Here is a 17,277-nt window from a genome sequence, read left to right on the forward strand (position 1 = left end):
AGCGAGGGCGCGAAGACTAGCCAAAACACCGCGCTTTCCCCATAGGACATGTCCTATTTGTGCTGATTCAGATGGCCCTCAAGCTCGCACCGGAACTCGATCAATGCATCGCACAGCGCCAACCAGTGCACGTCAATTTCAGCATTGCGCTGCTCGCGAATACAGCCTTCAAGCGCCACGCAAGCCTTGGCCAACGGCAACGCATCCACCAGGCAGCAAATGCCCTTCAGGCGATGCAGCGAGGCCCCCAGCCGGGCCTGGTCGTGATCTGCCATGGCGGCGGCCAGCACCTGCTGCTCCTGCTCAAGGCTCCTCGCCAGTTCCTCCAACATCCGCTGCAAAACCGGCCCGTCGGCCTGAGTCATGGTGCGCAGCGTCTGGATACTGAACGAGCGCGAAGGCGCCACGCGGGTGAGCACCCGTGTCCAGTGCTCCAGGGTCACGGGCTTGACCAGCAGCTCATCCATTCCAGCCTCCCGGCAGCGCTGCTGTTCATCCTCAAAGGCATTGGCCGTGCACCCCACCAGCGCACTGCGCGGCCTTTGCTCCTGGGCTTCGATCCGGCGTATGGCCTCGCTCAAGGCATAGCCGGACATGCCCGGCATGTTGCAATCGGTGACCAGCACGTCAAACACCTCGTTGCGCCAACGCTGCAGGGCCGCCTCCGCCGAGTCGACGGCCACGACCTGATGGCCGAGGAACTGTAACTGTTGAACCAGCACCATCCGGTTCGCCGGCAGGTCATCCACCACCAACACCGACAGGCTGCGGCTGGCGGCCAGCGGCGCCGTACCCGGTTGCGCCGGCACGTCGTCACTGCCGACCCGGTCCAGGTACAGGTCGATGCACACCACCGTGCCCTCCCCCACAACACTGCTCAGGCTGATGCTGCCGCCCATCAACTCCACCAGTTGCTGGCAGATGCTCAAGCCCAAACCGGTCCCGCCATGCTCGGCAGCGGTCAGCGCGCTGACCTGGATAAACGGCTTGAACACCCGCGCCTGTTGTTCGATACCGATGCCGGGGCCGCTGTCTTCCACGCACAGGTGCAAGTATTCGACGCCCGCGCGGTCAAGCTTGCGGGCGACACTGACCCGAACCTCACCGTGCGGGGTGAATTTGAGCGCGTTGCCCAACAGGTTATGGATGACCTGACGCAAACGCAGCGGGTCGAACCAGTAATACCCCTGGGCGGCCGGGTCGAATGCCAGGGTCAAGTGAAGGCCCTTTTTCTGCGCCATGGTTTCAAACAGGCGCTGTATGTCCTCGAAGAAACCTTTCAACTCAGTGGGCTGCGGTGCCAGTTGCAGATGACCGGCTTCGATCTTGGCCAGATCAAGGCTGTCGCCCATCAACTCAATCAGCTCCCGTGCCGAGCGATGGGCCACCCGCAATGCTTCGGACACGGGGTTGCCTTCAGCCAGGGCACGCTCCTGTTCCAGCTCAAGCAGACCGATGATGGCGGTCATCGGTGTGCGAATCTCGTGGCTCAGGGTCGAGAGAAATGCGCTTTTTGCGTAGTTCGCTTCGTCAGCCGCCTGACGGGCGTCCATCAACTGATTCTCCAGGACCTTGCGCTCATGGATGTCGATCCAGCCACCGAGCAAACCCTGCAGTTGGCCCTTGGCATCAAAGAACGGCACCGTCCACTGATAGACATGAAAAGACCCGCCGTTGAACTCCAACTGCCGGTCGACGAACAACGACCGCTGCGTCGCCAACTGTTCCATATGGCCGGCGTGCAGGCGCGCGGCCGTTGCGTCGGGCATCAGCCGGCTTTCCATCAGCGTCAGGCCCTGAATCTGCTCGCGCCGGGTATTCAGTTGTTGTTCATAACTGGTGTTGCAGGTCACCAGGCGGCCGTCCAGATCGCGCACGAACACCGGGTTGGGCATGCCATCCAGCAGCGCGCGCTTGAACGCCAACTGGTCGTTAAGCCGCTGCTCGGCCTGCAGTCGCTGGCGAATCTGACGCTTGAGCCGGCTGTTCCAGGCCAGGGACACCAGCACAAACAGCAGCGCCATGGCGACCGTCCAATAAGCCCATGGCGGCACACGCTGCCAGGCGGGCACCGGGATCGGCACGGCGCCCAGCCAACGCAGGCGCAAGGCGCTCAGCTCCGCCACCGGAAGCGCCTCCAACGCCTTGTTCAAGATGCTCAGCAGTTCGGGTTGGTCCTTGCGCACCGAGAGGCTGTTGGCCGACCACTTGCCCTCGACGCTGCGACCGATGCGCAACTCGTCGGCCGGGTAACTCTGCACTTCCACTTCACTCTGGATGGTCGCCGCCGCCACGCCACGCGTGACCCGTTCACGGGCCTGGGCGTAGTTCTCCACCGATTGCAGCGTGATCCCGGGGTGCTCGCGACGGATATACCCTTCCAGGACATGGCGCGCCGGCAACGCCAGCACCTCGCCTGACAGGTCACTCAAGCTGGCCACTGGCGGCGCGTCAGCGCGTTGGATGAACACCCAGCCGGAACCCCCGAAACCATGGCTGAAATTGAGAAAGGCCCGGCGCTCCTGATTCTCGGCCAGGGTGGTGTTCATGTCTGCCCTGCCGGTTTCCAGCAGCGCCAGGGTGTGTGCCGTGGAAGACACTTCCTCCATGACGAACTGCAAACCGGTCATGCGTGAAATGCGGTTGAGCAGGTCCACATTCAGCCCCACCCACTGGCCGTCCTTGTCCTTGAATACGTAAGGCGACAGTTGCTGGGACGCCACCACCACGTGGGGATGCTGGAGCACCCAGGCTTGCTCCGGGGCCGACAAGGCGATGCGCTCGGCGGCGATACCCACCCCGAGCCCGGTGGTCCAGCGCGCGAGGATTTCCCGGCGCACGGAGTCATCGATACTCGACAGCGCCTGGTCCATCATCGAGCCCAGCTGCGGGTCGGCCTCGCGAGTGGCGAAAGCAAAGCCAATGGGAGCCAGCCGGCTTTCCACCTTGATCTGCAAGCCGAGGTAGGGCCGCAGCGATTTGTAGGCCCGCACAATCACTTCGTTGCCGATAAACGCATCGGCATCGCCTTGCTTCAGCGCTTCCAGGCCGCTGTAGAGATTCGGTGCCAGCATGATGTGGCTGCCGGGATAAGCATGGTGCACATTCTTGACGTTGGCGTAGCCCTCCAGCAGCACCACCTTCTTGTCCTTGAGGTCTTCGTTCTGGGTGGTGTCATCCCGGCGCACGACCACTACCGAACGATCCGGCATGTAGTCTGCGGTAAAACGCAGGCCCGGCACGTCACGTTCATAACCATTGGCGCTGGTGAGAATATCAATGGCACCGGTACGCAAGGCTTCCACTGCCTGCGCCCGTTCGGCGAAACCCAATACCTGCATCGGCGCATTCAGGCGCGCGCCGATCAGACTCAGATAATCGGCGCTGATGCCCTGGTAGCGATTGCGGTCGCGAGTGATATCAATCGGCTGATAGTCATCAATCGAGATGCCCACCTTCAATGGCCGATGCGCCGCCAGCCATTGCTGCTCGCTGGACGTCAGGGGCATGGGTTCCAGGGCAATGAACGCCGGCACCAGCTTGAACGGCAGGCTGACGGCAGCCAGGCTTGCCGAACCATGGCCAAGCAAAAGCACGCACATCAGCCACACACGTCCTCGGGTCGATAAACACACCGTGTTGGTTTCCTTGATTATTCTTGTTGGTCGCCGCGCAAGTATGGCTCGCCAGAATGAAAAAGCCCGTCACGAGGACGGGCTTGAGCTACCACGTAAAGCCGTTGGGTCAGAGTGGCTTGCCGCGATTGCCATGCTGGCTGACAAACGCCTGCACAGCTTTCAGGTCATTGGCCAACACGGTGCAACGCTCTTCACGTTCAAACAGGTCAGCCAGGTGCGGTGGCAATTCCAGCGCCTTGCCAACACCCGCCTTCTCCACCGCTTCCGGGAATTTGACCGGGTGCGCGGTGCCGAGGATCACCATCGGGATGTCCAGGCTGCGGCGGCATTCGCGCGCGGCCTTGACGCCAATGGCGGTGTGCGGGTCCAGCAGCTCGCCGGTCTGGGCGTAGACTTCGGCGATGGTCTCGCAGGTTTCGGCGTCGTCCACGGCCAGGGAATCGAACAGCTTGCGGGTCTCGGTCCAGCGCTCTTGCTCGACGCTGAAACCGCCGCCTTGCTTGAAGCTGTCCATCAAGCCGGCCAGGGCCGCGCCGTTGCGACCGTGCATGTCGAACAGCAGGCGTTCGAAGTTCGACGAGACCATGATGTCCATCGATGGCGACAGCGTGGCGTGCAGGGTTTCCTTGACGTACTGGTTGCCGCTCATGAAGCGGTGCAGGATGTCGTTGCGGTTGGTGGCGACGATCAACTGGTTGATCGGCAGGCCCATGTTGCGCGCCAGGTAACCGGCGAAGATGTCACCGAAGTTGCCGGTTGGCACCGAGAACGACACCGAACGCGCCGGGCCGCCCAACTGCAGGGATGCATGGAAGTAGTAGACGATCTGGGCCATGATCCGCGCCCAGTTGATCGAGTTCACCGCCACCAGGCGCGTGCCCTTGAGGAAGCTCTGGTCGGCGAAGCTCGCCTTGACCATTTCCTGGCAGTCATCGAAGTTGCCTTCGATGGCGATGTTGTGGATGTTCTCGCCGAAGATGGTGGTCATCTGGCGACGCTGCACTTCCGACACGCGGTTGTGCGGGTGCAGGATGAAGATGTCGACGTTTTCGCAATGCTTGCAACCTTCGATCGCTGCCGAGCCGGTATCACCGGAGGTGGCGCCGATGATCACCACACGCTCGCCGCGTTTTTCCAGCACGTAATCGAGCAGGCGACCCAGCAGTTGCAGGGCGAAATCCTTGAACGCCAGGGTCGGGCCGTGGAACAGTTCCAGGACCCATTCGTTGCCGTTCAGTTGGCGCAACGGGGCGATGGCGTTGTGGGAAAACACGCCGTAGGTTTCTTCCAGGATCTTCTTGAAATCCGCATCCGGGATGCTGCCGGTGACGAACGGGCGCATGACCCGGAACGCCAGCTCGTGGTACGGCAGGCCGGCCCACGAAGCGATTTCTTCCTGGGTGAAGCGTGGCAGGTTTTCCGGCACATACAGGCCGCCGTCAGTGGCCAGACCGGCCAGCAAAACGTCTTCGAAATTCAGGGCCGGTGCCTGGCCGCGGGTGCTGATATAACGCATGACTGGCTCCTCTAGAGCATGCTTGAACAAGGGCCGCCGAACGCGTGGGGCCCTTGGCGCAAAACGATTAGTTCAGGTGTTCGACGCGAATCCGCACCACCGGCCCAACCACACCCTGCAACGCTTCAAGCGCGGCGATGGCATCGTTGATGTGCTGTTCCAGCACGCGGTGGGTCAGCAGGATCATGGGCACCAGGCCGTCTTGTTCTTCGACTTCCTTCTGCATGATCGATTCAATGTTGATGCCGCGCTCCGACAGGATGCTGGCCACCTGAGCGAGCACGCCCGGGTGATCCTTGGCCTGGATGCGCAGGTAGTAGGCACTTTCGCAGGCTTCGATCGGCAGGATCGGGTGGGCCGACAGCGAATCCGGCTGGAAGGCCAGGTGCGGTACGCGGTTTTCCGGGTCGCTGGTCATGGCGCGAACCACGTCCACCAGGTCGGCGATCACCGAGGAGGCTGTAGGCTCCATGCCGGCACCGGCGCCGTAGAACAGGGTCGAACCGGCAGCGTCACCGTTGACCATCACGGCGTTCATCACGCCATTGACGTTGGCGATCAGGCGGTCGGCCGGGATCAGCGTCGGGTGCACACGCAGCTCGATGCCGGCCGGGGTGCTGCGCGCCACACCGAGGTGCTTGATGCGGTAGCCCAGGGCTTCGGCGTAGTTCACGTCGGCGGTGGTCAGCTGGGTGATGCCTTCGGTGTAGGCCTTGTCGAACTGCAGCGGGATACCAAAGGCGATGGACGCCAGGATGGTCAGCTTGTGGGCCGCGTCGATGCCTTCCACGTCGAAGGTCGGGTCGGCTTCGGCGTAACCCAGGGCCTGGGCTTCAGCCAGCACGTCTTCGAAGGTACGGCCCTTCTCGCGCATTTCGGTGAGGATGAAGTTACCGGTGCCGTTGATGATGCCGGCGACCCAGTTGATGCGGTTGGCGGACAGGCCTTCACGGATCGCCTTGATCACCGGGATGCCACCGGCCACGGCCGCTTCGAACGCCACGATCACGCCCTTCTCGCGGGCCTTGGCGAAGATTTCGTTACCGTGCACGGCGATCAGCGCCTTGTTGGCGGTAACCACGTGCTTGCCGTTTTCGATGGCCTTGAGCACCAGCTCGCGGGCCACGGTGTAGCCGCCCACCAGCTCGATGACGATATCGATTTCAGGGTTGGTGGCAACTTCGAAGACATCGTTGGTAATCGCAATACCGGTCGTCTGGAACTGAGGCTTTGGCGTACGCGTGGCAATTTGTGCCACTTCAATCCCACGCCCTGCACGGCGGGAAATTTCTTCAGCGTTACGCTGAAGTACGTTGAAGGTGCCGCCACCGACGGTCCCTAACCCACAGATGCCTACTTTGACCGGTTTCACTGAAGAACTCCCCATGAAACGGCCGACTCTAGGTCGGCCGTGAAAACAGCCGCACAACTGCGGCTCTCTATTAATGACCCGCCGAATGGTCGGCCAGTCATGATCGTCAAAGGCTCGACGATAATGCTTACTTTGCGTTCAGTGCCAGTTTGGCAACTTGCGGCGCAGGCTGGTAGCCCGGAATCACCTGACCGTCAGCCAATACGATGGCCGGCGTACCGTTCACACCAATCGACTGGCCGAGGGCGAATTGCTTGGAAACCGGGTTGGCGCACTTGGCGGCCTTGATTTCCTTGCCATCGACCATCTTGTCCATGGCGGCTTTCTTGTCGGCCGAGCACCAGACGGCTTGTAATTGCTCGTCACCCGGCGAACCCAGGCCCTGGCGCGGGAACGCCACGTAGCGCACTTCAACGCCGAGCTTGTTCAGCTCAGGCACTTCGGCGTGCAGCTTGTGGCAGTACGGGCAGGTGGTGTCGGTGAACACGGTGATGTGGGTCTTGGTCTCGCCAATGGCCGGGTACACCACGGTTTCAGCTACTGGAATGCCGTTGATCAGCTTGGACACGCCCAACCGTTCGGCTTTTTCGGTGAGGTTCACCGGCTTGCCGTCCTTCAGCTGGAACAGGTAGCCCTGGACGATGTACTGGCCATCGGCGCTGGCGTACAGCACGCGGCTGCCCTTGAGCTTGACTTCATACAGGCCGGCCATCGGGCTGGCGTTGATGCTTTCAATCGGGGTGTCGAGCTGGAGGGCTTCCAGGCTCTTGCGGATAGTCTTCTCGGCGGCGTCGTCGGCGACGGCAAAGGTTGAGACCAACGCAATGGCTGCGATGGCAAAAATCTGGGTCAAGCGCATGGGAACTCCTGAAGGCAGATGCAGGGACGGGAGCAGGAACACCGATCTTCAAACACGGGTTTGGGCCGTCCCCTTTGCGAACCGGCAAAGCCTACCACAGTTGGGCCGCAGGGCAGCCAGTCGCGGGGAAATTGGGCTTTTTCCGGCGTGATTTTCATCCGCGGGGATGATGCTTGGCGTGCATGTCCTGCAAACGTGCCCGCGCGACATGGGTGTAGATCTGGGTGGTGGATAAGTCGCTGTGCCCCAGGAGCATTTGGACCACGCGCAAATCCGCGCCGTGGTTGAGCAAATGCGTAGCGAAGGCATGGCGCAGCGTGTGGGGCGACAGCGACTTGCCGATGCCCGCGACCTTGGCCTGGTGCTTGATTCGATGCCAGAAGGTCTGGCGGGTCATTTGCTCGCCGCGCTGGCTGGGGAACAGCACATCGCTGGGGCGGCCGTTGAGCAGCTCGCTGCGGGCGTCGCGCATGTAGCGCTCGATCCACACGATTGCCTCTTCGCCCATGGGCACCAGGCGTTCCTTGCTGCCCTTGCCCATCACCCGCAACACGCCCTGGCGCAGATTGACCTGTTCGAGGGTCAGGCTGATCAGCTCGGTGACACGCAGGCCGCAGGCATACAGCACTTCCAGCATGGCGCGGTCGCGCTGGCCGATGGCTTCGCTCAGGTCTGGGGCAGCGAGTAGAGCCTCCACGTCGGCTTCCGACAGGGATTTGGGCAATGGCCGACCCAGCTGTGGCATATCGATTTGCAGGGTTGGGTCGATAGCAATCAGCTTTTCCCGCAGCAGGTAGCGATAAAAGCCACGTACGCCGGAAAGAAACCGCGCAGTGGAGCGGGGTTTGTAGTTTTGCTCCAGGCGCCAGGACAGGTGGTCGAGAATCAGCTCACGACCGGCGTTGAGCAGCTCCAGGTTTTTCTCCTGCAGCCAGCCATTGAACAACGCCAGGTCGCTGCGGTACGCCTGACGGGTGTTGTCCGACAGGCCTTTTTCCAGCCAGAGGGCGTCGAGGAAGCGGTCTATCTGGGGGTGATCAATGGCAGGCATGAGAACTCAGGCTGAAAACGGTGGTGTCGATAGATCCTATCGCGACCACTCAAATCGCGGGCACAAAAAAGCAGCCCGTAGGCTGCTTTTTTCTGCATCGGGAAGCTGGACTTAAGCCAGTTTTTCCTTGATGCGAGCTGCTTTACCGGACAGGTCACGCAGGTAGTACAGCTTGGCTTTACGTACGTCACCGCGACGTTTAACGGCCATGCTGTCGATTTGCGGGCTGTAGGTCTGGAAAGTACGCTCTACGCCAACACCGTTGGAGATTTTACGAACAGTGAAAGCACTGTTCACACCACGGTTACGCTTGGCAATTACCACGCCTTCGAACGCTTGCAGACGCGAACGGTCGCCTTCCTTCACTTTCACCTGAACGACAATGGTGTCGCCCGGGGCAAAGGTAGGGATCTCTTTGGTCATCTGCTCTGCTTCGAGTGCAAGGATGATTTTGTTAGTCATGCTGTGCTCCTAAGGTAAGTCATCGGACCTACCATCGATACGTTGTTAACTATCGTCCCGCGCGAGGATGTATTCCTCGAGCAGCTTCTTCTCTTCTCCAGAAAGCGAGCGGCTTTCCAGAAGATCGGCGCGTCGTTCATAGGTCCGCCCGAGGGACTGCTGTAAACGCCAACGCCGGATGTGTGCGTGATTGCCACTTAGCAATACGTCGGGAACACGCTGATCCGCATACACCTCCGGTCGGGTGTAGTGCGGGCAATCCAGCAAACCATCCGTGAAGGAATCTTCCTCCGCGGAGTCCGCATGCCCTAAAGCTCCAGGCAGCAGTCGTGTAACCGCATCTATCAGGACCATCGCCGGCAGCTCGCCGCCAGACAGGACATAGTCCCCAATCGACCACTCTTCATCGACATGAGCATCAATAAAACGCTCGTCAATGCCTTCATAGCGACCGGCAATCAGGATTAATGCTTCCAGATTCGCCAACTCGCGTACCGCCGACTGATTCAGCTGACGGCCTTGAGGGGACAGGTAAATTACCTTCGCCTTCTCCCCGGCGGCTGCCTTGGCCTGAACCAATGCATCTTCCAGGGGCTTGATCTTCATCACCATGCCCGGGCCACCGCCAAATGGGCGATCGTCCACAGTGTGATGTCGATCCGTCGTGTAGTCTCGCGGGTTCCAACAGGTAAGCTGCAAGAGCCCCTGTTTCACCGCCCGACTGGTGATGCCGTACTCGCTGATGGCGGAAAACATCTCGGGAAACAAACTGATCACTTCAACGCGCAGGTTAGCCACGTTAGAAGTCCGCGTCCCATTCCACCTTCATCTCGCCCGCTGCCAGGTCGACGGCCAACACGCATTGCTCGGTATAGGGCAACAGGCGTTCGCGATCATCCAGGCTGCCAGCGCAAGGCTTGACCACCATTACATCATTGGCGCCGGTTTCCAGAAGATGATCGATTTTCCCGAGCAGTTGCCCGAGTTGATCAATAACCTTCAGACCTTCCAGCTGGTACCAGTAGTACTCGCCGTCGGTCAATTCAGGGAACAGGTTGCGCGGCACGCAGATCTCATAACCGGCCAGAAGACGAGCTTCTTCACGATCATCAAGACCCTTGAGCTTTGCGACCAGGAACTTGTCGCTCCCGCGTCCACTGACCAGCTCTACCTGTTTCACACTACCTTCGCGCTTGAGCGTCCAGGTCTTGTACTGCAACAGGTTTTCAGTCGGATCAGTAAAGGAATACACCTTCACTTCGCCGCGAACGCCATGAACAGAATAAATCTTGCCGATAACGATCAAATCATCAGCAACCGCTGGCGTCGCGTTCATATTGCTCAGGCCGCAGCCTTAGATGCATCCTTCAACAACTGAGCAACGCGCTCAGAAGGTTGTGCACCAACGCTCAGCCAGTAGGCTACGCGCTCTTGGTTCACGGACAGACGGACTTCTTGACCACGAGCGATCGGGTTGAAGAAGCCTACTTGTTCCTTGTGAGAGCCGTCACGTGGGTTGCGGCTGTCAGTTACGGTCAAGTGGTAAAACGGGCGCTTTTTGGAGCCGCCAAGGGCAAGACGGATTGTTAGCATGTGAACATCGTTCCTGTAGTCGGTGCTGCAAATCTAAATGCACAGCGGGCATAGGTGCCCGAAAGGCCGCATATTCTAAGGAATATCCGGACTTTTGCAAATGTCTTTTTCTGGCGCCTATCAGCGTGCCATTCAGATCTGCTATAGAGCCGTCGGTTAAAACGGCAAGTCAGCTCCCGCCAACGGCGGGTTTGCTGGAGATCCCACATCCCTGTGGGTCGGAGCAAAAGCGGGCTTTTGCTCGAATTCTTTACATCTTCGGCATGCCGCCGCCGGGCAACATACCGCCCATGCCGCGCATCATCTTGGCCATTCCGCCTTTTGCGGAGAATTTCTTCATCATCTTCTGCATCTGCTTGTGCTGCTTGATCAAGCGACCGATGTCCTGCACCTGAGTGCCGGAACCCATGGCGATCCGACGCTTGCGCGAACCGCTGATCAGCTCAGGGTCGCGGCGCTCGGCCGGGGTCATGGAGTTGATGATGGCTTCCATCTGCTTGAATTGCTTCTCTGCCGCGCCCTGGGCGTTGCCCATTTGCGCCAGGTTCACGCCACCGATGTTCGGCAGCTTGTCCATGAGGCCGCCAAGGCCGCCCATGTTCTTCATCTGTTGCAGCTGGTCGCGGAAGTCTTCGAGGTCGAAGCCCTTGCCCTTCTTCAGCTTCTTGGCCAGTTTGTCGGCCTTGTCCTTGTCGAGGGTAGCTTCGGCTTGCTCGATCAGGCTGAGTACGTCGCCCATGCCGAGGATACGCGAGGCGATCCGCTCAGGGTGGAACGGTTCGAGCGCTTCGCTCTTCTCGCCCATACCGATGAACTTGATCGGCTTGCCGGTAATCGCACGGACCGACAACGCGGCGCCGCCACGGGCGTCGCCGTCGACCTTGGTCAGGATCACACCGGTCAGCGGCAACGCATCACCAAAGGCCTTGGCGGTGTTGGCCGCATCCTGGCCGGTCATGGCGTCGACCACGAACAGGGTTTCTACCGGGTTGATCGCGGCATGCAGCGCCTTGATCTCGCCCATCATCTCTTCATCGATGTGCAGGCGACCGGCGGTATCGACGATGACCACGTCGATGAATTTAAGCTTGGCTTCTTTAATAGCTGCCTGGGCAATGTCGACCGGCTTCTGGCTCAGGTCGGACGGGAAGAAGGTCACACCCACTTCGCCCGCCAGCATTTCCAGCTGTTTAATCGCGGCCGGACGGTAAACGTCCGCAGACACCACCATCACCGACTTCTTCTTGCGCTCTTTAAGGAAGCGCGCCAGTTTGCCGGCGGTGGTGGTCTTGCCCGCACCTTGCAGGCCGGCCATCAGCACCACGGCCGGCGGCACGGCGCTGAGGTTCAAATCTTCGTTGGCCGCGCCCATCAGGCTTTCGAGTTCGGCCTGGACGATCTTCACAAACGCCTGGCCCGGGGTCAGGCTGCGGGACACTTCGGTGCCCACCGCGCGCTCTTTGACCGAGTTGACGAAGTCCTTCACCACCGGCAAGGCGACGTCGGCTTCCAGCAACGCCATGCGCACTTCACGCAGGGTGTCTTTAATATTGTCCTCGGTCAGCTTGGCCTTGCCGGTGACATGGCGCAGCGTCTGCGAGAGACGGTCAGTCAGATTTTCAAACATGCGCGATCCTTTCAGGCCCTATTCATCGAAATGCATTGGTAGACCGAGGTAATGGCGGCCCAGGCTGTGGTAAATCGCTATTAAAAACAGCGCTCGGCGAGCCTGCGGCGTGGGCAGGTCGCGGATTATAGCGAAGACTGCCGCCATGCACACCCGCTGTCTGGCCTGAGAGTCTTTCGTGTTACGCAGGTGTATGCCAAACTCAGCGCCTTTCGGGCCTGCTTAACAGGATTTATGCTCCCTTTGTCACCCAGTTTGCTACCCAGCCTCGCCGCCGCCATCTTGTATGCCGCTGCGACCCTCTATCAGGGCACTCGTCTGGCCCAAGGCGCCAAGGCCGACAAACGCCTGTTGGTAGGCCTTGGCGTTCTCGCCCTGCTGGCTCACGCCGCCAGCCTGTTCACGCATTTGATGACGCCGGTGGGCCTGGGCCTGGATTTCTTCAGCGCCGCCAGCCTGATCGCCGCCGCCGTGATCGCGCTGACCCTGATGGCCTGCTACCGGATCCCGGTGGAGAACCTGCTGGTGCTGTTGTTCCCCCTCGGCATGCTGACGGTGCTGCTGGCGCAATTCACCCCGACCGGCACCGTGCAGGTCATAGACGAAGAGCCGGGCATCCTCGCCCACATCCTGCTGTCGATCCTCGCCTACGGCATGTTCACCATCGCGGTGTTCCAGGCCTTGCTGCTGCTGTTGCAAGACCACCAGCTCAAGCACAAGCACCCGTCCGGGCTGATCAAGAACTTCCCGCCGCTGCAAACCATGGAAAGCCTGTTGTTTGGCTTCCTCTGGGCCGGCTGGACGTTGTTGTCGCTGTCGCTGATCTCCGGCTGGCTGTTCGTCGAGAACCTGTTCGCCCAGCACCTGGTGCACAAAACCCTGCTGGCGTGCCTGGCCTGGGTGGTGTTCAGCGTGCTGCTGTGGGGCCGCAACCGCCTGGGCTGGCGCGGGCACAAGGCGATCCGCTGGACCCTGGCCGGTTTCTGCCTGCTGATGCTGGCCTATTTCGGCAGCAAGCTGGTTCGCGAATACATCCTGCATATCTGACGGGCAGCCGACATGGACAACTTGCCCCTGGGGCCGATGCTTGCGGTAGTAGCCTTGCTGGTTTTATGGTCGGCGCTGTTTACCGCCATCGAAGCCGCCCAGCAACATTTGCTGGCCCTGCGCCCCGGCACCCGCCAGGGTGACAAAGCCGCCGCCCGCCTGAATTTCCCGCGCAACAGCCTGATCCTGTGCAACACCCTGTGCCGTGCGGTGGTGGTGATTCTCTGCACCTTGCTGGCGATCTACGCCTGGGCGGAAAACGGCCCGTGGCTCGGCTGGGTGATCTCCAGTGCCGTCCTGTTGGTGCTGGCCGACTATCTGCCCCGCGCCTTGGCCACTCGCCACCCGCAAACCATCCTCGGCTTTGGCAACACTCTGCTGAGCGTGCCGCTGAAAATCCTTTACCCGCTGGCCTGGCTGCTCAACGGCGTCAGCCTGATGCTGCTGCGCCCGTTCGCCCGCAAGGCCGGCGTGGTCAAGAAGAGCGACGAGCCACAGCCGGACCAGGACGACGAGCCGGAAGCCGAAATCCCCAATAGCCGCGCGCCCGGCATGCCAGGCATCCATGCGCTGGACAACATCACCGTCAACGACATCCTGGTGCCCCGCAGCGAAGTGGACGGCATCAACCTGGATGATCCGGTCGAGGAAATCATCGAGCAACTGCGGGTTTCCACGCGCACCCGGTTGCCGGTATTCCACAGCGATATCAACCAGGTCGAAGCCGTGCTCAACACGCGGCAGATTCGCCACCTGCTGCCCGACGCCAGCCTGACCAAGGAAGCACTGCTGGCCGCCTGCCACGAGCCCTACTTCGTCCCGGAAAGCACGCCGCTGCAGTTGCAATTGCTGAACTTCCACAAGCAACAGCGCCGCCTGGGCATGGTGGTGGATGAATACGGCGAAGTGCTGGGCATCGTGACCCTGGAAGACATTCTTGAAGAAATCGTCGGTGAGTTCGAAAGCGAGCACCACCTCGATAACCCCCACATCCAGCCGCAACTGGATGGTCGCTACGTGATCGACGGCGCCGCCTCGATCCGTGACTTGAACAAAACCCTCGGCTGGCACCTGCCCAGCGACGGGCCCAAGACCCTCAACGGCCTGGTGACCGAAGCGCTGGAAACCATCCCGGATTGCGCCGTGTGCCTGAAAATCGGCCGCTATCGCCTGGAAATCCTCGAAACCGAGGACAACCGCGTGGCCAAGGTGCTGATCTGGCACACCAGCACGGTGCCGGTCGCCGCTTAAGCCCCTTGTTGGATCCGCAAACCCCTTCCTATAATCGGGGCGGCTTACCCAAGCCCCGCCCGACCGCGTGCTACCCGCACTGAGCGTGTCCAGGCACCGCTTTACCGTGTCTGACCGGTGTTTGCTCCCATCCCGAGCCGCCCCGCGCACACCCCTGATCCATGGGTGTTCGACCAATAATAATCCGCGTCCAAACGCGCAATGACCGTCAGGGATACCTCCATGAGCACCACCTATAACGAGGCGGCGACCGCTGCCCCGACCAATTCGACGGCCCGGGTCGCCACCGCGAGCATCATCGGCACCGCCATCGAGTTCTACGACTTCTATATCTACGCGACCGCCGCGGCGCTGGTGATCGGCCCGGTGTTCTTCCCGCAAACCTCCGGCACGGCGCAGATGCTGGCTTCGTTCCTGACCTTCGGTATCGCGTTTATCGCGCGGCCGCTGGGTTCGGCGCTGTTCGGCCACTTTGGCGACCGGATCGGCCGCAAGTCCACACTGGTTGCGTCCCTGCTGCTGATGGGCGTGTGCACCACCCTAATCGGCTTGCTCCCCGGGTACGACAGCATCGGGGCGTGGGCGCCGATCCTGCTCTGCGTGCTGCGTTTTGGCCAAGGCCTCGGGCTAGGCGGCGAATGGGGCGGCGCAGCATTGCTGGCCACCGAGAACGCACCGAAGGGCAAACGCGCCTGGTTCGGCATGTTCCCGCAACTGGGGCCGTCGATTGGCTTTCTAGCGGCCAACGGGCTGTTCCTGATCCTGGCCATGAGCCTGAGCGACGAGCAGTTCCGTAGCTGGGGTTGGCGCATTCCGTTCATCCTCAGCGCGGCACTGGTGATGGTGGGCCTGTATGCGCGCCTCAAACTGCATGAAACGCCGGTGTTCGCGAATGCCGTGGCCAAAGAAGCGCCGGTGAAGGTGCCGCTGGTGGAACTGTTCAGCCAGCACTGGCTGCCGGTGCTGCTGGGCGCCGCGTCGATGGTGGTGTGTTATGCGCTGTTCTACATCACCACGGCATTTTCCCTGAGCTACGGCGTGTCCACGCTGGGCTACAGCCGTGAAACGTTCCTCGGCTTGCTGTGCTTCGCGGTGCTGTTCATGGGCGCGGCGACGCCACTGGCGGCGTGGGCAAGCGACCGTTACGGGCGTAAGCCGGTGCTGATTGTGGGGGCGATCCTGACCATCCTCTCCGGCTTCACCATGGAACCGTTGCTGACCCACGGTTCAACCTGGGCCGTCGCATTGTTCCTGGCGCTGGAGCTGTTTTTGATGGGCGTGACGTTTGCCCCGATGGGCGCGATGCTGCCTGAACTGTTCCCGACCCGCGTGCGTTATACCGGCGCTTCGGCGGCGTATAACCTGGGTGGGATCGTGGGTGCGTCGGCGGCACCGTTCTTCGCGACCAAGCTGGTGGCGATGGGCGGTTTGAGTTATGTCGGCGGGTATGTGTCGGCGGCAGCGGTCATCAGCTTGATTGCTGTGTTGTGCCTGAAAGAGACGCGCCATAACGATTTGAACAAGGTCGCCTGATAGGCCGCTTTCGGGAGCAAGCCCCCTCCCACATTTGAATGTATTCACAAATCAAAATGTGGGAGCGGGCTTGCTCGCGAAGGGCGCGCCTCGGTTACAGCTCTACAACAACTGCCTTCGAAGCACGAGTGGCTTTAGCCCGGGCAGCCTCAATCGACTCATCCCGTGCCAGCGCCACGCCCATGCGGCGCTGACCGTTCACTTCCGGCTTGCCAAACAGGCGCAACGCCGTATCCGGCTCGCTCAAGGCTGCACCCAGGTTGGCAAACGCGGTCTGGGTCGACTGCCCTTCCACCAGGATGACCGCCGAGGCCGACGGCCCGAACTGACGGATCAACGGGATCGGCAGGCCGAGAATTGCCCGTGCATGCAGGGCAAACTGCGACAAGTCCTGGGAAATCAGGGTCACCAGGCCGGTGTCATGCGGGCGCGGCGAGACTTCGCTGAACCACACTTGATCGCCTTTGATGAACAGCTCGACGCCAAACAGACCACGACCACCCAAGGCCTCGGTCACCGCTTTGGCAACACGCTCGGATTCGGCCAGGGCAATCGGGCTCATGGCCTGTGGCTGCCAGGATTCCTGGTAGTCGCCCTTCTCCTGACGGTGGCCGACGGGCGCGCAGAAGGTGGTTCCGCCGATGTGGCGCACGGTCAACAGGGTGATTTCGTAATCGAAGTCGATAAAGCCTTCGATGATCACGCGGCCCTTGCCGGCACGGCCGCCTTCCTGGGCGTAGTCCCAGGCTTTGCGCACGTCATCAGCGCTGCGCAGCAGGCTCTGACCCTTGCCCGACGAACTCATCACCGGCTTGACCACGCATGGGAAGCCCAGGTCGGTGACGGCCTTGCTGTAGTCCTCGAAGGTGTCGGCGAAGTGGTACGGCGAGGTCGGCAGGTCCAGCTCTTCGGCGGCCAGGCGACGGATGCCTTCACGGTTCATGGTCAACAACGTCGCGCGGGCGGTCGGGATCACGGTGAAGCCTTCGGCTTCCAGCTCAACCAGGGTCGCGGTGGCGATCGCTTCGATTTCCGGCACGATGAAGTGCGGCTTTTCAGCTTCGATCACGGCACGCAGGGCGGCGCCATCGAGCATATTGATCACGTGGCTACGGTGCGCAACCTGCATGGCCGGCGCGTTGGCGTAGCGATCCACGGCAATCACTTCAACGCCCAGGCGTTGCAGTTCGATTACCACTTCCTTGCCCAGCTCACCGCAGCCACACAGCATTACGCGGGTCGCGGTTGGCGACAATGGAGTTCCGATTCGGGTCATCTCAGGTCCTCAGGGGAGCGGATCATGGTGGAGAAAGGCCGGCATTTTACAT

Annotated in this window: 14 protein-coding genes; 3 read left to right on the forward strand and 11 right to left on the reverse strand. The window is 61.1% G+C overall.

The window, feature by feature from the left end:
- Window positions 1-53 precede the first annotated feature (53 nt).
- The 10 genes from P3C29_RS28565 to ffh form a co-directional block, all read right to left on the reverse strand.
- Window positions 54-3,602 (reverse strand): transporter substrate-binding domain-containing protein, encoded by a 3,549-nt coding sequence (locus P3C29_RS28565; protein ID WP_275966033.1) that lies wholly within the window; start codon window positions 3,600-3,602, stop codon window positions 54-56.
- Window positions 3,603-3,744: 142 nt separating this feature from the next.
- Window positions 3,745-5,154, reverse strand: coding sequence for a threonine synthase (thrC, locus tag P3C29_RS28570; RefSeq protein ID WP_275966034.1), 1,410 nt, complete (start codon window positions 5,152-5,154; stop codon window positions 3,745-3,747).
- 67 nt (window positions 5,155-5,221) lie between these two features.
- Window positions 5,222-6,526: a homoserine dehydrogenase gene (locus P3C29_RS28575; protein WP_010176825.1), complete on the reverse strand. Its 1,305-nt coding sequence runs from the start codon at window positions 6,524-6,526 to the stop codon at window positions 5,222-5,224.
- 127 nt (window positions 6,527-6,653) lie between these two features.
- Window positions 6,654-7,385, reverse strand: a complete 732-nt coding sequence (gene dsbC, locus P3C29_RS28580) for a bifunctional protein-disulfide isomerase/oxidoreductase DsbC (protein WP_003209582.1) — start codon at window positions 7,383-7,385, stop codon at window positions 6,654-6,656.
- Between the two features lie 154 nt (window positions 7,386-7,539).
- A complete protein-coding gene (xerD, locus tag P3C29_RS28585; protein WP_010176826.1) occupies window positions 7,540-8,436 on the reverse strand; it encodes a site-specific tyrosine recombinase XerD in 897 nt (298 codons plus the stop codon).
- Window positions 8,437-8,547: 111 nt separating this feature from the next.
- Complete coding sequence (rplS, locus tag P3C29_RS28590; protein WP_003175895.1) at window positions 8,548-8,898, reverse strand: 50S ribosomal protein L19; 351 nt, start codon at window positions 8,896-8,898, stop codon at window positions 8,548-8,550.
- 45 nt (window positions 8,899-8,943) lie between these two features.
- Complete coding sequence (gene trmD, locus P3C29_RS28595; RefSeq protein ID WP_237151084.1) at window positions 8,944-9,654, reverse strand: tRNA (guanosine(37)-N1)-methyltransferase TrmD; 711 nt, start codon at window positions 9,652-9,654, stop codon at window positions 8,944-8,946.
- A gap of 43 nt (window positions 9,655-9,697) precedes the next feature.
- Window positions 9,698-10,234 (reverse strand): ribosome maturation factor RimM, encoded by a 537-nt coding sequence (rimM, locus tag P3C29_RS28600; RefSeq protein ID WP_003175898.1) that lies wholly within the window; start codon window positions 10,232-10,234, stop codon window positions 9,698-9,700.
- Between the two features lie 5 nt (window positions 10,235-10,239).
- Window positions 10,240-10,491, reverse strand: coding sequence for a 30S ribosomal protein S16 (gene rpsP / locus P3C29_RS28605; protein ID WP_003209587.1), 252 nt, complete (start codon window positions 10,489-10,491; stop codon window positions 10,240-10,242).
- Window positions 10,492-10,741: 250 nt separating this feature from the next.
- Window positions 10,742-12,118, reverse strand: coding sequence for a signal recognition particle protein (gene ffh / locus P3C29_RS28610; protein WP_003209589.1), 1,377 nt, complete (start codon window positions 12,116-12,118; stop codon window positions 10,742-10,744).
- Window positions 12,119-12,361: 243 nt separating this feature from the next.
- Here ffh and ccsA point away from each other — a divergent pair, with 243 nt between their 5' ends.
- The 3 genes from ccsA to P3C29_RS28625 all read left to right on the forward strand — a co-directional run bounded on the left by ccsA (window position 12,362) and on the right by P3C29_RS28625 (window position 15,949).
- A complete protein-coding gene (gene ccsA / locus P3C29_RS28615; RefSeq protein WP_003209591.1) occupies window positions 12,362-13,165 on the forward strand; it encodes a cytochrome c biogenesis protein CcsA in 804 nt (267 codons plus the stop codon).
- 12 nt (window positions 13,166-13,177) lie between these two features.
- A complete protein-coding gene (locus tag P3C29_RS28620) occupies window positions 13,178-14,416 on the forward strand; it encodes a transporter associated domain-containing protein (RefSeq protein WP_201121613.1) in 1,239 nt (412 codons plus the stop codon).
- A 222-nt stretch (window positions 14,417-14,638) separates the two neighbouring features.
- Window positions 14,639-15,949 carry an MFS transporter gene (locus P3C29_RS28625; RefSeq protein ID WP_010176830.1) on the forward strand — a complete coding sequence of 437 codons (1,311 nt, stop codon included), beginning with the start codon at window positions 14,639-14,641 and terminating at the stop codon, window positions 15,947-15,949.
- A gap of 94 nt (window positions 15,950-16,043) precedes the next feature.
- Here P3C29_RS28625 and purT read toward each other — a convergent pair whose 3' ends face one another.
- Window positions 16,044-17,225 carry a formate-dependent phosphoribosylglycinamide formyltransferase gene (gene purT, locus P3C29_RS28630; RefSeq protein WP_177083579.1) on the reverse strand — a complete coding sequence of 394 codons (1,182 nt, stop codon included), beginning with the start codon at window positions 17,223-17,225 and terminating at the stop codon, window positions 16,044-16,046.
- Window positions 17,226-17,277: the final 52 nt, after the last annotated feature.

The organism is Pseudomonas sp. 1912-s (assembly GCF_029269205.1).
Classification (GTDB): domain Bacteria; phylum Pseudomonadota; class Gammaproteobacteria; order Pseudomonadales; family Pseudomonadaceae; genus Aquipseudomonas.